Origin of the sequence: Subtercola boreus (assembly GCF_006716115.1) — a bacterium.
GTDB classification, from domain to species: domain Bacteria; phylum Actinomycetota; class Actinomycetes; order Actinomycetales; family Microbacteriaceae; genus Subtercola; species Subtercola boreus.
This window is the reverse complement of the sequence record NZ_VFOO01000001.1, coordinates 3550371-3565231: the sequence shown is the minus strand read 5'-3', so window position 1 is coordinate 3565231 and position 14861 is coordinate 3550371. Positions and strand designations below refer to the sequence as shown.

Genomic DNA, 14861 nt, shown 5'->3' with positions numbered 1-14861 from the left:
CGGAATCGGGCCGGTTTTCTGTGAAGTTTCACACAATCGAAATATGCGGGTCACTCCGGGCGGCCACATCTTGACAGGGCAGGGGGCTCTGGATGCACGCTGGACCGGTGAGCGAATCCGATGCCGTGACACCAGCCCTGCCCACCACCATGTCCGCCGTCGCGGCGTTCGGCGGCCTGCCGGTCGACGACCCCGGGAGCCTGCAGCACGTGGAGCTCCCGGTGCCGACGCCCGGCCTCCGCGACCTGCTCGTCGAGGTGCGGGCGGTGTCGGTGAACCCCGTCGACGTGAAAGTGCGCGCCTCGCTACCGGCGTCGGGTGAGCCGCGCGTGCTCGGGTTCGACGCTGCCGGGGTGGTGCGCGCGGTCGGTTCCGAGGTCACGCTGTTCGGCGTCGGCGACGAGGTGTTCTACGCGGGGGCGGTCGACCGGGCCGGCTCGAACGCGGCGTTCCAGGCGGTGGATGAACGGCTCGTCGGTCGGAAGCCCGCCACCCTGCGCTTCGCCGAGGCCGCGGCCCTGCCGCTGACCAGCATCACGGCCTGGGAGTCGTTGTTCGACCGCTTCGCGCTGGTACCCGCGCACGCGGGTGGCGCGCCGGGCGGCGGCGCGGGCGGCGGGGCGGGCGGCACAGACCCGGGCGCCCTCACCCCGCGCACCGGATCCGGCATCGACGGCAGCGACGGCTGCCTGCTCGTGGTCGGCGCGACGGGCGGCGTGGGCCTGGTCATCCTGCAGCTCGCGGAAGCGCTGCTGCCCGGGCTCACGGTCATCGCCACGGCCCACGGCACGGATGCCGAGCGGCACGTACGCGAACTCGGAGCCGAGGGCTGGGTCGACCACCACGGCGACCTCCGTGCGCAGGTGCTCACCTTGGCCCCGCACGGGGTCGACTACCTCTTCACGTCGAAGTCGGCCGGCCAGATCGAGCTCTACGCCGACATCGTCAAACCGTTCGGGCACATCGTCGTGATCGACGACGAGCACCAGGATCTGTTCCCACTCAAATCGAAGAGCATCGCCTGGCACTGGGAGTCGATGTTCACCGTGAGCCAGCACCTCGACGACGACAGTCTCACGAACCCGCTCGCGCAGCACGAACTGCTCGACCGAATCGCCGACCTGGTCGACGAGGGTCGCCTGCGATCGACGGCTTCCGACATCCTGTCGCCACTGGATGCCGCGACCCTCCGCCGAGCCCACGCCCTCGTAGCCTCAGGCCACACCCGCGGCAAGGTCGTCGTAGCCGCCCTCCCCCTCCCCTGACCTGCAGTCCCCCCCTCCGCATCAATCGAGTGGGCAGTTTGGGCCCTAAGACGAACGTTTTGGGGCCCAAACTGCCCACTCGATGGAAACGTCGGACGGTGGGACGACGCGAGACGAGGGGAGAGGGGAGGAACGAGGGGGGTGGGAGGGGCGGGGACGCGGGGTCAGGGGGAGGGGACGCGGACGACGGGGCCGACCGTGAGGGCGGTGCCGTCGGGGGCGAGGCCCACGTAGACCGTGTCCCCGTCGGTGATCGCGCCGGAGAGCAGCGCCATCGAGAGCCGGTCGTCGATCTCGCGCTGCATCAGCCGCCTCAGCGGCCGGGCGCCGTACGCGGGATCGTAGCCCGCCTCGGCGAGCCAGCTGCGAGCATCCGGGGTCACCGCCAGCGACAGCCCGCGCTCGGAGACACGCCGCGCTAGCCGGTCGACGTACAGCGACACGATCTGCGCGAGGTCGTCGTGGGTGAGCGCCGTGAACACCACGATGTCGTCGAGCCGGTTCACGAACTCGGGCTTGAAGGTCTGCCGCACGACCTGCAGCACCGCCTGCTCGCGCGCGCCGTCACTGAGGGACGGGTCGACGAGGAACTGCGACCCGAGGTTCGAGGTGAGGATCAGGATCGTGTTGCGGAAGTCGACCGTGCGCCCCTGCCCGTCGGTCAGCCGACCGTCGTCGAGCACCTGCAGCAGCACGTCGAACACCTCGGGGTGGGCCTTCTCGACCTCGTCCATCAGCACGACCGAGTAGGGCCGCCGCCGCACCGCCTCGGTGAGCTGCCCGCCCTGCTCATACCCGATGTACCCGGGAGGGGCTCCGAGCAGCCGGGCGACCGAGTGCTTCTCGCCGTACTCGCTCATGTCGATGCGGATCATCGCCCGCTCGTCGTCGAAGAGGAACTCGGCGAGAGCCTTGGCCAACTCGGTCTTGCCCACACCGGTCGGCCCGAGGAACAGGAACGAGCCGGTGGGCCGGTTCGGATCGGAGATGCCCGCACGGGTGCGTCGAACCGCGTCGGCGACCGCACGAACGGCAGGCCGCTGCCCGATCAGCCGTTTGCCGAGCTCGGCCTCGAGGTTCAGGAGCTTCTGCGTCTCCCCCTGGGTGAGGCGGTCGACGGGGATGCCCGTCCAGGCCGCGATCACGGCCGCGATCTCCGCCTCGGTGACCTGGTCGCTCACCATGCGCTCACCGTCGGGGAACTTCTCGGCGCTCTCCGCCTCGCGCAGCTGCCGTTCGAGCACGGGAATCTCGCCGTAGAGGAGTTTGGATGCCCGCTCGAGGTTGCCCTCACGCTGGGCCTTCTCCGCCGACATCCGGGCGGCATCGAGCTGCGTCTTGAGCTCACCGACGCGGTTCAGCACTGCACGTTCCCGGTCCCAGCGTTCCTGCAGCACGCCGAGGTCGGCGCTGCGAGTCGCGAGATCGGCGCGCAGCTTCTCGAGTCGCAGCTTCGACGCGTCGTCCTTCTCCTTCTTCAGCGCCAACTCCTCCAGCTTCAGCCGGTCGACGCTCCGTCGCAGTTCGTCGATCGCGACGGGTGCGGAGTCGATCTCCATGCGGAGGCGTGACGCTGCCTCGTCGATCAGGTCGATGGCCTTGTCGGGCAGCTGGCGACCGGAGATGTACCGGTTCGAGAGGGATGCCGCCGCCACGAGAGCGGCGTCGGCGATCGCGACCTTGTGGTGCGCCTCGTAGCGCTCCTTCAGCCCGCGCAGGATGGCGATTGTGTCTTCGACGCTGGGTTCGCCCACGAACACCTGCTGGAACCGGCGCTCGAGCGCCGCATCCTTCTCGATGAACTCGCGGTATTCGTTCAGGGTGGTCGCGCCGATGAGCCGCAGCTCACCGCGGGCGAGCATCGGCTTCAGCATGTTGGATGCCGCCACCGAGCCTTCGCCGCCGCCGGCGCCCATCAGCGTGTGGAGCTCGTCGACGAACGTGATGATCTGGCCGTCGGCGTCGTTGATCTCCTTCAGCACGGCCTTCAGGCGCTCCTCGAACTCGCCGCGGTACTTCGCGCCCGCGACGAGCGCCGCGAGGTCGAGCGAGACCAGCTGTTTGCCCTTCAGCGAGTCGGCGACATCGCCGGCGATGATGCGCTGGGCCAGTCCCTCGACCACGGCGGTCTTGCCGACCCCGGGCTCGCCGATGAGCACGGGGTTGTTCTTGGTGCGACGGGTCAGCACCTGGCTGACGCGGCGGATCTCTGCGTCCCGCCCGATGACGGGATCGAGTTTGCCGCTGGCGGCGATCTTCGTGAGGTTGACGCCGTACTTCTCGAGAGCGCTCTGCTCGTCGACGTTCTGCTGACCGCTCTGCGGCTGCATGGGAGGGTTGACCTTTCCATCGTGTTGTTCATCGAGGCCGTGAGACTTGAGTCGACCTAGCTCAATTTTAGCGAAGAAGACTGCTGAGCGCCACCAGTTCATCCCGGATCATCCCGTTCCCAGCCGGATCGACCTAGAGTATTGACAGTGAAGAGTATTTTGAGGCGTGAGCTGGGTTCCCCCCTCCTCCTCGGACTGGTGGGGTCCGTCTTCATCGCGCTCGGTTCCCTGGCCGTCGGCTGGCTCGGGCCGGGGTCGAACGTGCGGGGCTGGCCGATCATCGAGACCCTGCGGGGCAACGATCTGCTCGTCCACCTCTCGACGTTCGTGGTCATCGGAGCGGGCCTGCTGCTCGTCATCGCCTGGCTGAAGCTTGGCTCGGCCATGCGCAAGAACCCCGCGGATGCCCTCAAGCGCGTCATCGTGACGAGTGTCGCCTGGGCCCTTCCCCTCGCCGTCGCCGTGCCGCTCTACTCGCGTGACCTGTTCGCGTACGTCGGCCAGGGGCGACTCATGGCGGGGGGGTTCAACCCCTACGTCGACGGCATCTCCGCCATCCAGGGCTGGTTCAACATCGGTGTCGACCCCATGTGGGCGAACGCGAAGACGCCCTACGGGCCGGTCTACCTCGCCATCGAGGAGGCCACGGTCACCGTCGCAGGCACGTCCCCGATCGTCGCGGTTGCTCTCTTCCGGTTGATCGCGATCGTCAGTGCCCTCGGCATCGCCTACTTCGCCTACCGGATCGCCGTCCTGCGGCAGGTCCCGCCCGACAAGATGCTCTGGCTCGTGCTTGCGAGCCCCGTGGTGATGTTCAACTTCGTCGTCGCCGGGCACAACGATGCGCTGATGCTCGCGCTGCTGCTCGCCGGGGTCTACGCGGCCCTCCGCAAGCATCCGATCCTCGGCATACTGCTCATCACCGCCTCGGTCGGGGTGAAACCTATCGCGGTGCTCGCGCTGCCGATCGTGGGCATCATCTGGGCCGGCCAGAACCGCACGCTCCGCAGCACGATCAAGTACTGGGTGGTCACGGTCGCCCTCTCCGGCGCAGTGCTCGGCGCCCTCGGCCTCCTCATGGGGATCGGCTTCGGCTGGGTGCTGACCCTCGCGACCCCCGGATCCGTCTCGCACTGGTACGCCCCCGTCAACATCCTCGCCATTGCGGTCGGCGGAGCGTTCGGCGCCTTCGGCCTCGACGGCGAACTGCCCGCCGACATCATCAAGTTCGCCGCCATCGGGGTCATGGTCATCGTCGTGGCGTGGGTGATGCTCACGAAACGTAACCTCGACCCGCTGATGCGCCTCGCCCTGGCGTTCACCGCCACGGTCATCCTTTCGCCGGTCATCCACCCCTGGTATGCGGCGTGGTGCATCATCCTGTTCGCGGTCGTCGGCATCCGCGAGGGGCTGGCGACGCATCTGGCGGTCTCTGCATCGATCTTCTTCGCGTGTGTGAGCATCGCCGAGGGCATGGACATCTCGGATGCGGTGCAGGGCGACATCCTGGGCTACGTGATCCGCACGGTGTTCATTACGGGCGGCGGTGTGGCGCTGATCATCGCGTACTGCATCCACGAGGAGCTCTCCGTGGGGCTGATCGTGCGGCGGATCCGAACCTACCGGGAGCGACGCGCGGTCGCGAAGCTGCACCGCGCCGCTGCGGGGGCCGGGAACACCCGCACCTCGGTCTGACCTACAGGCCGAGCTTCTGCACCCAGTACGACAGGAACGCCGCTCCAGCCTCATCGTGGATGAGGTCACCCTCGACGATCACCTGGTACGGCTTCTGGAGGATGCCGTCGGCCGGCCGCACGTCCACGTGCGCCACCTCGTATCCGGCACCGTGCAGGTAGTCGGCCATCTTGTAGTCGCTCCGCGAGTCGCCGACGGTACGCCAGACGAGGGGCAGGTCACCCTGCTCCTCGAAGAAGCCGACCGCACGCTCGGCACCCCTGTCCTTGTCGAGGGTGACCGATTCCACGTCGGTCGAGATGATCGTGGGGTCGAGCCGGAACGGGATGTCGCCGGCCGCATTCGGGGCCTCCCGGTCGCCGTAGCGTGCTCCGAGCCCCCGCTCGACGAGCGCCGCATAGGCGACCTCGTTGTACTCCAGCTGCAGCGGGCGGTACTCCTCCGCACTCAGCTCCGTCCTCTGCTCGACCGAGACCATCGCGCGCTTGCCTTCGTCGAAGAACATCGAGTCGCTGAAGCGCGCCTCGACGAGCGAGCGGATGTGCGAGCGGAACTCGCCCGGCAACGCCACCGTTGCATCGATCTCGACGGGCTGCGGGCCGGTGGGAGCCATCGCGAACCAGACGGCACCCTTCTCGCAGACCACGAACATCCGTCCCCCTCCGGCGAGCGCGTCGTCGAGTCCCGCGGCCCGGAGCGGCGCCACGACCTCGTCGAGCACGAAGTCCGCCGAGCGGCCGGTGATGAACGCGATCGGGACACCCGCCGCCGCCAGCGTCACGAGATCGGCAAGGATGCTCGGGATGGCGATCGACCGGGAGACGGGCGACGCGATCGGTCCGTCGATGTCGAGCAGCAGACCGAGCGCGGGGGTGTTCGTCATGCCCCCATTCTTGCAAGGTTCGACAGCACGCCCGTTCACGTCCCCCGGGTTGTCAGGGGCGCCAGACCACGACCTCCGTGCGGCGCTGGCTGCGCGTGCCGTTCTTCAACGACACGATCTCGCCCTCGGCTCCGGCCGCGAAGACGCGGCGCCCGGGGCGGTTCAGCAGTTCGTCGGCGAGCGCCGACTCGAGCTCGCGTACGCGACGCGCGAGCTCCTGGTTGAGGTTCTCGAGCTCCAGGATGCGCCGGATCCCTTCGAGCGTGATGCCCTCGGAGCCGAGCCGCGCGATCTCGCGCAGTTGCATCACGTCGCGGAGCGAGTAGCGTCGCGACTTGCCGGCCGTTCGGCTCGGATTGACGAGCCCCAGCCGGTCGTACTGCCGGAGTGTCTGCGGGTGCATCTCGGCGAGCTCGGCAGCGACGGCGATGGCGAAGAGAGGCGCGTTCTCATCGACGGGCTGTGGCACGGGTATTCCTTCGTCGTCGTGGTGAGTCTGGGCGCGGGTGAGGGTTCCGGATGATCGGGGGCACGATCATCCGGAACGTGGCGCTCACTCCCGTGCTTTCGCGAGCAGTTCCGCTCGCGGGTTCTCGTTCGGTTCGAGCGCATGGAAGGCCAACAGCGCCTCGCGCGCCTCGTCGGACAGGTGCGACGGAACGGCGACCTGCACGACGGCGAGCAGGTCGCCCGTGCCCTTCGGCGTCTCGACGCCCCGGCCCTTGACGCGGAGCACCCGGCCGCTCGGCGTTCCGGGACCGACACGCAACTTCACGGGGTCTCCCCCGAGAGTCGGCACCTCGATCGTGGCGCCGAGCGTCGCCTCGACGAACGTCACGGGGACGTTCACCCGGAGGTTCAGCCCGTCGCGGTCGAAGACAGGGTGCTTGCGTACAGCCACCGTGAGCACGATGTCTCCGGGTTCGCCGCCGTCCTGGCTCTTCTCACCCTTGCCGCGCAGCTTGATCTTCTGCCCGTCGGAGACACCCGCCGGGATCTTCACCGTGATGGTGGTTCCCTCGGCGGTCTGCAGCTTGATCGTGTCACCCTTGGTCGCCGTGACGAAGTCGACCGTGGTGCGGGCCGTGACGTCGCGGCCGCGGGTCGGTCCGCCGTAGCCGCGGAAACCGCCGCTCGGCTGGCCGAAGCCGCGGTTGCCACCGAACATGCCACCGAGCAGATCGTCGTAGCCGGCCTGCTGGAAGCTGTAGTTCGAACCGGCACTGCCGCCCGCACTGCCCCCACGGCCGGCGCCGCCGCCGAACATTCCGCCGAAGACGTCTTCGAAACCGCCCGACTGGCCCTGGCCACCCGCCGTGAAGCGGGCACCGGAACCCATCGCACGGATCTGGTCGTACTCCTTGCGCTGTTCAGCGTCGGCGAGCACCGAGTTGGCCTCGCTGATCTCCTTGAACTTCGCCTCGGCGGCAGCATCGCCCGGGTTGGAGTCCGGGTGGTACTGCCGGGCGAGTTTGCGGTACTGCTTCTTCAGGTCGGCCGCAGAGACGTCTTTGGATACACCGAGTACCTTGTAGAAGTCTTTGTCGAACCAGTCCTGGCTAGCCATTCGGCACCGCGACGACAACCTTGGCCGCCCGCAGCAGGGTCGAACCGAGGTAGTACCCCGTCTCGACGACGTCGGCGATGGTGGCCACCTCGACGCCCGCGGTCGGCTGCTGGAAGATCGCTTCGTGCTCCTTCGGGTCGAAGACCTCACCGGCCGCCCCGAAGGGCTTCAGGCCGAGGCGCTCGACACCGGTGCGGAGTTTGCCCGCGATGGAGGCGAACGGCCCGTCCGCGAGATCGCCGTGCTTCTCGGCACGGTCGAGGTCGTCGAGAACGGGAAGCAGGATCTTCACCACGTCACCCACGGTGCGCTCCCGCTCAACCTCACGGTTGGCTTCGGTGCGCTTGCGGTAGTTGGCGTATTCGGCGGTGACCCGTTGCAGGTCGCCGAGCCGCTCCGCAGCGAGATCGTCGGCCTGCCCGGAGCTCACGGCGTCGAGAAAGCTCAGGTCGTCGTCGTTCAACGAACCATTGCTCGGAGTCTCGACGTCGGGCCCTTCGGCCTCGACGAAGGCTCCATCCTCCACTGGCTCGCCCGTCGCCGGGTCCGAGGAGAATGCCTCGGACCCGGCCTCGGGGAACCGACCGGACTCGTCATCGTTCGGGCTCTCGCCGTCGCGGTTCGACTTGTCGGCGGCCACGGTTACTTCTGCTCTTTCGACTCTTCGTCGTCGACAACCTCTGCGTCGACGATGTCCTCGTCGGACGAAGGCTCCGAAGCGGCCGGCTCCTCGGTCGACCCGGCAGCAGCTGCTGCCTCGTCGGCCTGGGAGTTCGCGTAGATGGCCTGGCCGAGCTTCGACTGGCTCTCGTTGAGCTTGTCGAACGCGGTCTTCACCGCCTCGTCGTCATCACCGGCGAGGGCGCTCTTCAGAGCATCCACATCGGCCTGCACCTCGGTCTTGACGTCTTCGGGCAGTTTGTCTTCGTTGTCCTTGATCAGCTTGTCGATCGAGTAGGCGAGCTGCTCGCTGGTGTTGCGGGTCTCCGCAGCCTCGCGACGCTTCTTGTCCTCAGCAGCGTGCTCCTCGCCCTCCCGCACCATGCGGGCGATGTCGTCCTTCGAGAGGCTCGACCCGCCGGTGATGGTCATCGACTGCTCCTTGCCGGTGCCCTTGTCCTTCGCGGACACGTGCACGATGCCGTTGGCGTCGATGTCGAAGGTGACCTCGACCTGCGGGATGCCGCGCGGAGCCGGCGCGATGCCGGTCAGCTCGAACGTTCCGAGGTTCTTGTTGTCGCGGGTGAACTCACGCTCGCCCTGGAAGACCTGGATGGCGACGGACGGCTGGTTGTCATCCGCGGTGGTGAAGGTCTCGCTGCGCTTGGTCGGGATGGCGGTGTTCCGCTCGATGAGCTTGGTCATCATGCCGCCCTTGGTCTCGATTCCGAGCGACAGGGGGGTGACGTCGATGAGCAGAACGTCTTTGCGCTCGCCCTTCAGCACGCCGGCCTGCAGCGCGGCACCGACGGCCACGACCTCATCCGGGTTCACGCCCTTGTTCGGCTCGCGGCCACCGGTCAGCTTCTTGACGAGGGCGACGACGGCGGGCATACGGGTGGAACCACCGACGAGCACGACGTGCGCGATGTCGGCGACCGAGACACCGGCCTCCTTGATGACATCGTGGAAGGGCTTCTCGGTGCGGGCCAGCAGGTCGGCGGTCAGCTCTTCGAACTTGGCGCGGCTGAGCGTCTCGTCGAGGTTGGCCGGGCCGTTCTCGGTGAGCGAGAGGTACGGGAGCTGAATGGTCGTGGAGAGCGAACCGGACAGTTCCTTCTTGGCCTGCTCAGCAGCCTCCTTCAGGCGCTGCTTGGCGATCTTGTCGCCGGAGACGTCGACACCGGTCGAGTCCTTGAAGCGCTTGACCAGGTAGTCGACGACGCGCTGGTCCCAGTCATCGCCGCCGAGGCGGTTGTCGCCGGCGGTCGAACGCACCTGGATGGTGCTGAAGTCGTCGTCCTTGCCCACTTCGAGGAGTGAGACGTCGAACGTTCCGCCACCGAGGTCGAAGACCAGGATGAGCTCGTCCTCCTTGCCCTTGTCGAGGCCGTAGGCGAGCGCCGCGGCGGTCGGCTCGTTGATGATGCGGAGCACGTTGAGGCCCGCGATCTCGCCGGCCTCCTTGGTGGCCTGGCGCTCGGCGTCGTTGAAGTACGCGGGAACGGTGATGACAGCGTCGGTGACCTTGTCGCCGAGGTACGACTCAGCGTCGCGCTTCAGCTTCGCGAGGATGCGCGCCGAGATCTCCTGGGGGGTGTACTTCTTGTCGTCGATCGCGACGGTCCAGTCGGTGCCGATGTGGCGCTTGACGCTGGAGATGGTGCGGTCGACGTTGGTGACGGCCTGGCGCTTCGCGGTCTCGCCGACGAGCACTTCACCGTCTTTCGTGTAGGCCACGATGGAGGGGGTGGTGCGAAAGCCTTCGGCGTTCGCGATGACGGTGGGTTCTCCACCTTCGAGCACGGAGACAACAGAGTTGGTGGTTCCGAGGTCGATTCCTACTGCACGAGCCATGTGCGATTCTCCTTCTTGGCCTCACGGCCGGTTTTCAAGTCCTGTGGGCCAACCCTGAAGTTGAGTCCCATGGCATCAAGTTTACCGGGAGGCTCCCTGGTGTCAAGCCCGGATCGCAGAACTTGAGTCACAGTGGCTCAACTCTCAGGAGTTTCACTGCTGTTTACGCGAGGAATGTACTGTTCAGTCATGACAGCACCCTCCCCGACACCGGCACGATCATCCGGAGCCGACGACCGCGTCGTACCCCGGCGGCGCATCATCGCGTGGGCGCTCTGGGACTGGGGCGGAGCCTCGTTCAACGCTGTCGTCACGACCTTCGTCTTCACGGTCTATCTGACTGGCAATGCGGTGAACCACCCGTTCGGCGACGAGGCCTTCGTCTCCGCCCAGCTCGGCTGGACGCTCGGCGTTGCCGGCCTGATCGTCGCCCTGCTCGCCCCGGTGACAGGCCAGCGGAGCGACACCTCCGGAAACCGCAAGCTCTGGCTCGGTGTGAACACCTACATCGTGGTGGCGATCATCGCGGGCCTGTTCTTCGTGCAGGCCGCTCCCGAATACCTCTGGCTCGGGCTGCTGCTGCTGGCGGCGGGGTCGGTGTTCTTCCAGTTCGCCGAGGTGAACTACAACGCGATGCTCTCGAGCGTGTCGAACCGGCGCACCATCGGCAAGGTCAGCGGCTTCGGCTGGTCGATGGGGTACTTCGGCGGCATCGTTCTGCTGCTGATCGTGTACTTCGGTTTCATCCACCCGGATGTCGGGCTCTTCGGCGTGACGAGCGAGAACGGGCTCTCGGTGCGCGTCTCGATGCTCATCGCGGCGGTCTGGTTCGCGATCTTCGCTCTGCCGGTGCTGATCTCGGTTCCGGAACTGGAGCCGCACGGCTCGGCCGCGCGCCCCAGGGTCAGCTTCTTCGCCTCGTACGCCCGACTCGGTCGGGACATCGCTGGCCTCTGGCGCACGAACCGCCACACCGTGTACTTCCTGATCGCCTCCGCCGTCTTCCGCGACGGCCTGACCGGCGTGTTCACGTTCGGCGGGGTGCTGGCCGCCGGCACGTTCGGCTTCTCGGCCAGCGAGGTCATCATCTTCGCGATCGCTGCGAACGTCACGGCCGGCGTCTCCACCGTGATCGTCGGGCGACTGGATGACCGGGTCGGCCCGAAGCCCGTCATCGTCGTCGCGCTCATCGGCCTGGTGATCTGCGGCTCGGCCGTCTTCTTCCTGCACGACGCGGGCAAGGGCGCGTTCTGGGTCTTCGGGCTCGCGCTCTGCCTGTTCGTCGGTCCGGCCCAGTCGGCCAGCCGCTCGTTCCTCGGCCGCGTCATCCCGGCCGGCCGCGAGGGCGAGATCTTCGGCCTGTACGCGACGACGGGCAAGGCGGCGACGTTCCTCGCGCCGGCCGCCTTCGCTCTCTTCGTGACCCTCGGAGGCGCCCAGTACTGGGGCATCCTCGGAATCGTGCTGGTGCTGCTCGTCGGCCTCCTGGTGCTGCTGCCGGTTTCGGCGAAGCAGAAACAGCTCAGCGACTGAGCCGCCGGCGGGCCGCTGCGCCGCGCTGATGACAAAGAGGACTGGCCTGGGCCCCTGGGGTGACGGGCCCGGGCCAGTCCGGTCGTCAGACCGCCACGTAGCCGCCGTCGATCGGCAGCGTGTGGCCGGTGATCCAGGCCGCGTCGGAGGAGGCGAGGAACAGCACCGCGTTCGCGACGTCGTCTGCCGTCGGCATCCCGGGGATCGGGTTGAAGTTCGCCATCCGCTCCGCCATGGCCTTCGGGTCGGGTGCGGTGTCGATGAAGTTCTGCACCAGCGGCGTCAGAACCACGGTGGGCGCGACCGCATTGACACGGATGTTCGACTTCGCGTATTCGACGGCAGCCGATCGCGTGAGCCCGACGATGCCGGCTTTGGCGAACGTGTAGGGCGAGATGTTGTCCTGTGCGGTCAGGCCGGCCGTGGACGAGGTGTTGACGATGCTGCCGCCACCGGACGCGAGCAGTGCGGCGATTCCGTACTTCAGCACAAAGAAGACGCCGTCTCCGTTGATGTTCCGCACCTTCTCCCAGTTCGCGAGGTCCATCTCGTGCAGCTTCTGCTGCTTGCCATCGATGCCCGCGTTGTTGAAGATCACGTCGACGTGGCCGTAGTGCTCGATCGCGCTCGCGAAGCCGGCCTCGACGCTAGCGGGGTCGGAGACGTCGACCTTCACCGCGAAACCGTCGGGCAGCGTCGCCGCGAACGCTGTGGCGCCGTCGATGTTGAGGTCGGCGATGACCACCTTGGCACCCTCGGCCGCGAACTTGCCGGCGGCCGCCGCACCGAGCCCCGAGGCTCCTCCCGTGACGAAAACGACCTTGTCGTCGAACCGCTGGGCTGACATCTGTTCCTTCTTCCACTTCTCAAAACACTTGCAGGCATTTGCCTGTAGTTACAGGTATCACTCTACGCCTGCTTCGCGACCCGGGACCCCTCGGGTCGTGGGGTTATCCTCGGAACACGATGACCGACCAGTCGCCCGCCCCGGATGCCGCCCACTTCGCTGTCTGGGCGGACTTCGTACTCGCCTACACACGGGTCATGCGCACGGTGGAGAAGGCCCTCAAGTCCGAACTGGCGATCAGCTGGGCGCAGTACGACCTTCTCTACAACCTGGGCACGGCGCCCGCACACACGCTGAGCGTGAGCGCCGTCTCCCGCACCCTGCTCTACAGCAGTGGATCGGCGAGCAACCTCGTGTCGAGCATGGTGAAAGCCGGGCTCGTCGAGCGCCGACCGTCGCCGGATGACCGGCGGAGCATCCTGATCACACCGACAGAGCACGGCGAAACGACCTTCACCTTGTCGACGAGGCTCGTGCTCGAAGTGGTGCAGCGGGAGTTCGCCGTGCACCTCGGGGAGTCCGAGCTCGGCCCGGTGGGGGCGTTCCTCGCTCGCCTGCGGGCACAGGATGCCCAGCTGAGGCACCCGCCGTACGACCTGCCGGTCGAGCTGGGCTGATCAGGCGCTGATCAGGTGCTGATCAGGCGCTGATCAGCACGTACCAGATCAGCAGCATCGTCACCAGGAAGCCGGTGGCGAAGTTCAGGTAGAGGAACCTCTTCCAGCCTGCGTTGGCGCGTTCGGCATCCGCGTCGCTGATCGACCAGAACGGCAGCACGCTGAAGGCATAGGGCAGGGCGAGCAGGGCCGCGAGCGGGCCGGGCCAGCCGGTGAAGAGCATCAGGATGCCCCCCAGCACATAGGCGAAGAAAGCGAAGCGAACGGTCTGGCGTCCGCCGATGACGGTGGCGATGGAGGCGATGCCACCCTCGCGGTCGGCCACGATGTCCTGCACCGCACCGAAGGCGTGGCTGGCGATGCCCCAGAGGAAGAAGGCAGCCAGAATGGCCCACAGTCCCGGTGTGAAGACCGCGCCCGCGAGCACCAGGCCGTAGACCGCCGGGCTGACGAAGTGCGTGCTCGAGGTGAGCGAGTCGACGAAGGGGCGCTCTTTGAAGCGCAGTTTCGGTGCGCTGTACGCGATGACGGCGAAGACGCTCACGGCGAGCACGAGCCACGACAGCGGAGAACCGACGATCACGAGATATACCAGGAACGGAATATTCGTCACTGCCGCGCTGACGAGCGTGATGCGGTGCATCGAGCGGCTGAGCACCGCGCCCTCGACGCCGCCCTTCCGCGGGTTCCGCATGTCGGACTCGTAGTCGAACACGTCGTTGATGCCGTACATCGCGAGGTTGTACGGAACGAGGAAGTAGAGGGTTCCGAGCACGAACGTCAGGTCGATCTCGCGCGTGGTGAGCAGATAGCCCGCCGCGAACGGGAATGCAGTGTTCACCCACGACAGCGGCCGTGAGGACAGGATGACCTGGCCGAGCTTACTCATGAGTTCGACTCCGATCGGCGGTCGGCCGAGCGGCGCCGGGCTGTCGGGAGCAGATACCAGAGGGCCGGCAGGAGAAGCACGGCGCCGAAGACATAGGCGAAGTCCTCGAGGGGGGCGATGCCGAGGAAGGCGCCCGAGATGAGATCGCGGTTGTAGCCGACCAGGCCGACACCGATCATCACGTTGTCGAAGACGACGCTGATCACGAAGAGCACCAGCACCGTGACGGCGAGGGGCAGGAGTCGCGGGCGCCGGCGGACGAGGCGCGCGGCGATGGCCAGCGCGACGGTGACCACGAGGAAGATCGCGTTGAGTGTCCAGTAGGTCACGGGCGCCTCCCTTCCATCGAGCGGGTTCGCGCGGTGAGGCTGGTGCGGGCGAGCATCCGGCTGACCGCCTCGAACAGGTTCATCGTCAGGTAGCAGAGCATCGTCAGGAAGAAGACCTCCTCGAGAGGCAGCTCCGGTCCGACGAGCACCCCCGTCATGAACGAGGTCTCCCCGCGGAAGAAGATGCCCGCGGTGATGCCGGAGAGATCCCAGGCCAGGAAGAACAGCACGCCCACGACCAGCACGATGGCGGCGCGGCGGGCGTCCTGCCAGAAGAACAGGCGGAACCGCCGGTCGAGCATCACCATCCCGGTCAGCGCGACCAGCAGGGCGAGCAGGTACAGGATGCCCATCAGCGCCGCCCCCGGGCATCCCTGCCGCGGCCTGGT

General features: G+C 67.3%; 14 protein-coding genes. 4 read left to right on the top strand and 10 right to left on the bottom strand.

The annotated features are described in order from the left end of the window. Nucleotides 1–107: 107 nt before the first annotated feature. Nucleotides 108–1265 carry a zinc-binding alcohol dehydrogenase family protein gene (locus FB464_RS16675; protein ID WP_246093113.1) on the top strand — a complete coding sequence of 386 codons (1158 nt, stop codon included), beginning with the start codon at nucleotides 108–110 and terminating at the stop codon, nucleotides 1263–1265. Between the two features lie 164 nt (nucleotides 1266–1429). Here FB464_RS16675 and FB464_RS16670 read toward each other — a convergent pair whose 3' ends face one another. Continuing rightward, a complete protein-coding gene (locus FB464_RS16670) occupies nucleotides 1430–3595 on the bottom strand; it encodes an ATP-dependent Clp protease ATP-binding subunit (protein WP_116416032.1) in 2166 nt (721 codons plus the stop codon). Nucleotides 3596–3742: 147 nt separating this feature from the next. On the opposite strand from FB464_RS16670, the gene mptB reads away from it, so the two are divergent. After that, nucleotides 3743–5290, top strand: a complete 1548-nt coding sequence (gene mptB, locus FB464_RS16665) for a polyprenol phosphomannose-dependent alpha 1,6 mannosyltransferase MptB (RefSeq protein ID WP_142206742.1) — start codon at nucleotides 3743–3745, stop codon at nucleotides 5288–5290. Between the two features lies 1 nt (nucleotide 5291). Here the strand turns inward: mptB and FB464_RS16660 are convergent, their stop codons facing one another. The 5 genes from FB464_RS16660 to dnaK all read right to left on the bottom strand — a co-directional run bounded on the left by FB464_RS16660 (nucleotide 5292) and on the right by dnaK (nucleotide 10257). Continuing rightward, nucleotides 5292–6173: a hypothetical protein gene (locus FB464_RS16660; protein WP_116416034.1), complete on the bottom strand. Its 882-nt coding sequence runs from the start codon at nucleotides 6171–6173 to the stop codon at nucleotides 5292–5294. A gap of 52 nt (nucleotides 6174–6225) precedes the next feature. Further along, nucleotides 6226–6642: a heat shock protein transcriptional repressor HspR gene (locus FB464_RS16655; protein ID WP_425472432.1), complete on the bottom strand. Its 417-nt coding sequence runs from the start codon at nucleotides 6640–6642 to the stop codon at nucleotides 6226–6228. Nucleotides 6643–6726: 84 nt separating this feature from the next. Next, a complete protein-coding gene (locus FB464_RS16650; RefSeq protein ID WP_116416036.1) occupies nucleotides 6727–7740 on the bottom strand; it encodes a DnaJ C-terminal domain-containing protein in 1014 nt (337 codons plus the stop codon). Beyond that, nucleotides 7733–8380 (bottom strand): nucleotide exchange factor GrpE, encoded by a 648-nt coding sequence (locus FB464_RS16645; RefSeq protein ID WP_116416037.1) that lies wholly within the window; start codon nucleotides 8378–8380, stop codon nucleotides 7733–7735. The genes FB464_RS16650 and FB464_RS16645 overlap by 8 nt, the downstream gene beginning before the upstream one ends. 2 nt (nucleotides 8381–8382) lie before the next feature. Then, a complete protein-coding gene (gene dnaK, locus FB464_RS16640; RefSeq protein WP_116416038.1) occupies nucleotides 8383–10257 on the bottom strand; it encodes a molecular chaperone DnaK in 1875 nt (624 codons plus the stop codon). Nucleotides 10258–10446: 189 nt separating this feature from the next. On the opposite strand from dnaK, the gene FB464_RS16635 reads away from it, so the two are divergent. Beyond that, on the top strand, nucleotides 10447–11790 hold the full coding sequence (locus FB464_RS16635) for an MFS transporter (protein WP_116416039.1): 1344 nt from the start codon (nucleotides 10447–10449) through the stop codon (nucleotides 11788–11790). 85 nt (nucleotides 11791–11875) lie between these two features. On the opposite strand, the gene FB464_RS16630 is transcribed toward FB464_RS16635, so the two are convergent. Then, complete coding sequence (locus tag FB464_RS16630) at nucleotides 11876–12637, bottom strand: SDR family NAD(P)-dependent oxidoreductase (protein WP_116416040.1); 762 nt, start codon at nucleotides 12635–12637, stop codon at nucleotides 11876–11878. Nucleotides 12638–12756: 119 nt separating this feature from the next. On the opposite strand from FB464_RS16630, the gene FB464_RS16625 reads away from it, so the two are divergent. Continuing rightward, a complete protein-coding gene (locus tag FB464_RS16625; RefSeq protein ID WP_116416041.1) occupies nucleotides 12757–13254 on the top strand; it encodes a MarR family winged helix-turn-helix transcriptional regulator in 498 nt (165 codons plus the stop codon). Nucleotides 13255–13276: 22 nt separating this feature from the next. Here the strand turns inward: FB464_RS16625 and FB464_RS16620 are convergent, their stop codons facing one another. Genes FB464_RS16620 through FB464_RS16610 form a run of 3 tightly spaced genes read right to left on the bottom strand, consistent with a single transcriptional unit; the run spans nucleotide 13277 to nucleotide 14825 of the window. After that, nucleotides 13277–14143, bottom strand: coding sequence for a prenyltransferase (locus tag FB464_RS16620; protein WP_116416042.1), 867 nt, complete (start codon nucleotides 14141–14143; stop codon nucleotides 13277–13279). Continuing rightward, entirely contained in the window at nucleotides 14140–14472 is a 333-nt protein-coding gene (locus FB464_RS16615) for a lycopene cyclase domain-containing protein (RefSeq protein WP_116416043.1), read from the bottom strand. The genes FB464_RS16620 and FB464_RS16615 overlap by 4 nt, the downstream gene beginning before the upstream one ends. Continuing rightward, complete coding sequence (locus FB464_RS16610) at nucleotides 14469–14825, bottom strand: lycopene cyclase domain-containing protein (protein ID WP_116416044.1); 357 nt, start codon at nucleotides 14823–14825, stop codon at nucleotides 14469–14471. Before FB464_RS16610 ends, FB464_RS16615 begins: the two co-directional genes overlap by 4 nt. Nucleotides 14826–14861 lie beyond the last annotated feature (36 nt).

Bases quoted from the DNA above. Each gene is read 5' to 3' on its own strand.
- FB464_RS16670 (WP_116416032.1), bottom strand. From the start codon at position 3,595: ATGCAGCCGCAGAGCGGTCAGCAGAACGTCGACGAGCAGAGCGCTCTC.
- FB464_RS16620 (WP_116416042.1), bottom strand. From the start codon at position 14,143: ATGAGTAAGCTCGGCCAGGTCATCCTGTCCTCACGGCCGCTGTCGTGG.
- FB464_RS16625 (WP_116416041.1), top strand. From the start codon at position 12,757: ATGACCGACCAGTCGCCCGCCCCGGATGCCGCCCACTTCGCTGTCTGG.
- FB464_RS16635 (WP_116416039.1), top strand. From the start codon at position 10,447: ATGACAGCACCCTCCCCGACACCGGCACGATCATCCGGAGCCGACGAC.
- FB464_RS16610 (WP_116416044.1), bottom strand. From the start codon at position 14,825: ATGGGCATCCTGTACCTGCTCGCCCTGCTGGTCGCGCTGACCGGGATG.
- FB464_RS16630 (WP_116416040.1), bottom strand. From the start codon at position 12,637: ATGTCAGCCCAGCGGTTCGACGACAAGGTCGTTTTCGTCACGGGAGGA.
- FB464_RS16650 (WP_116416036.1), bottom strand. From the start codon at position 7,740: ATGGCTAGCCAGGACTGGTTCGACAAAGACTTCTACAAGGTACTCGGT.
- dnaK (WP_116416038.1), bottom strand. From the start codon at position 10,257: ATGGCTCGTGCAGTAGGAATCGACCTCGGAACCACCAACTCTGTTGTC.
- FB464_RS16660 (WP_116416034.1), bottom strand. From the start codon at position 6,173: ATGACGAACACCCCCGCGCTCGGTCTGCTGCTCGACATCGACGGACCG.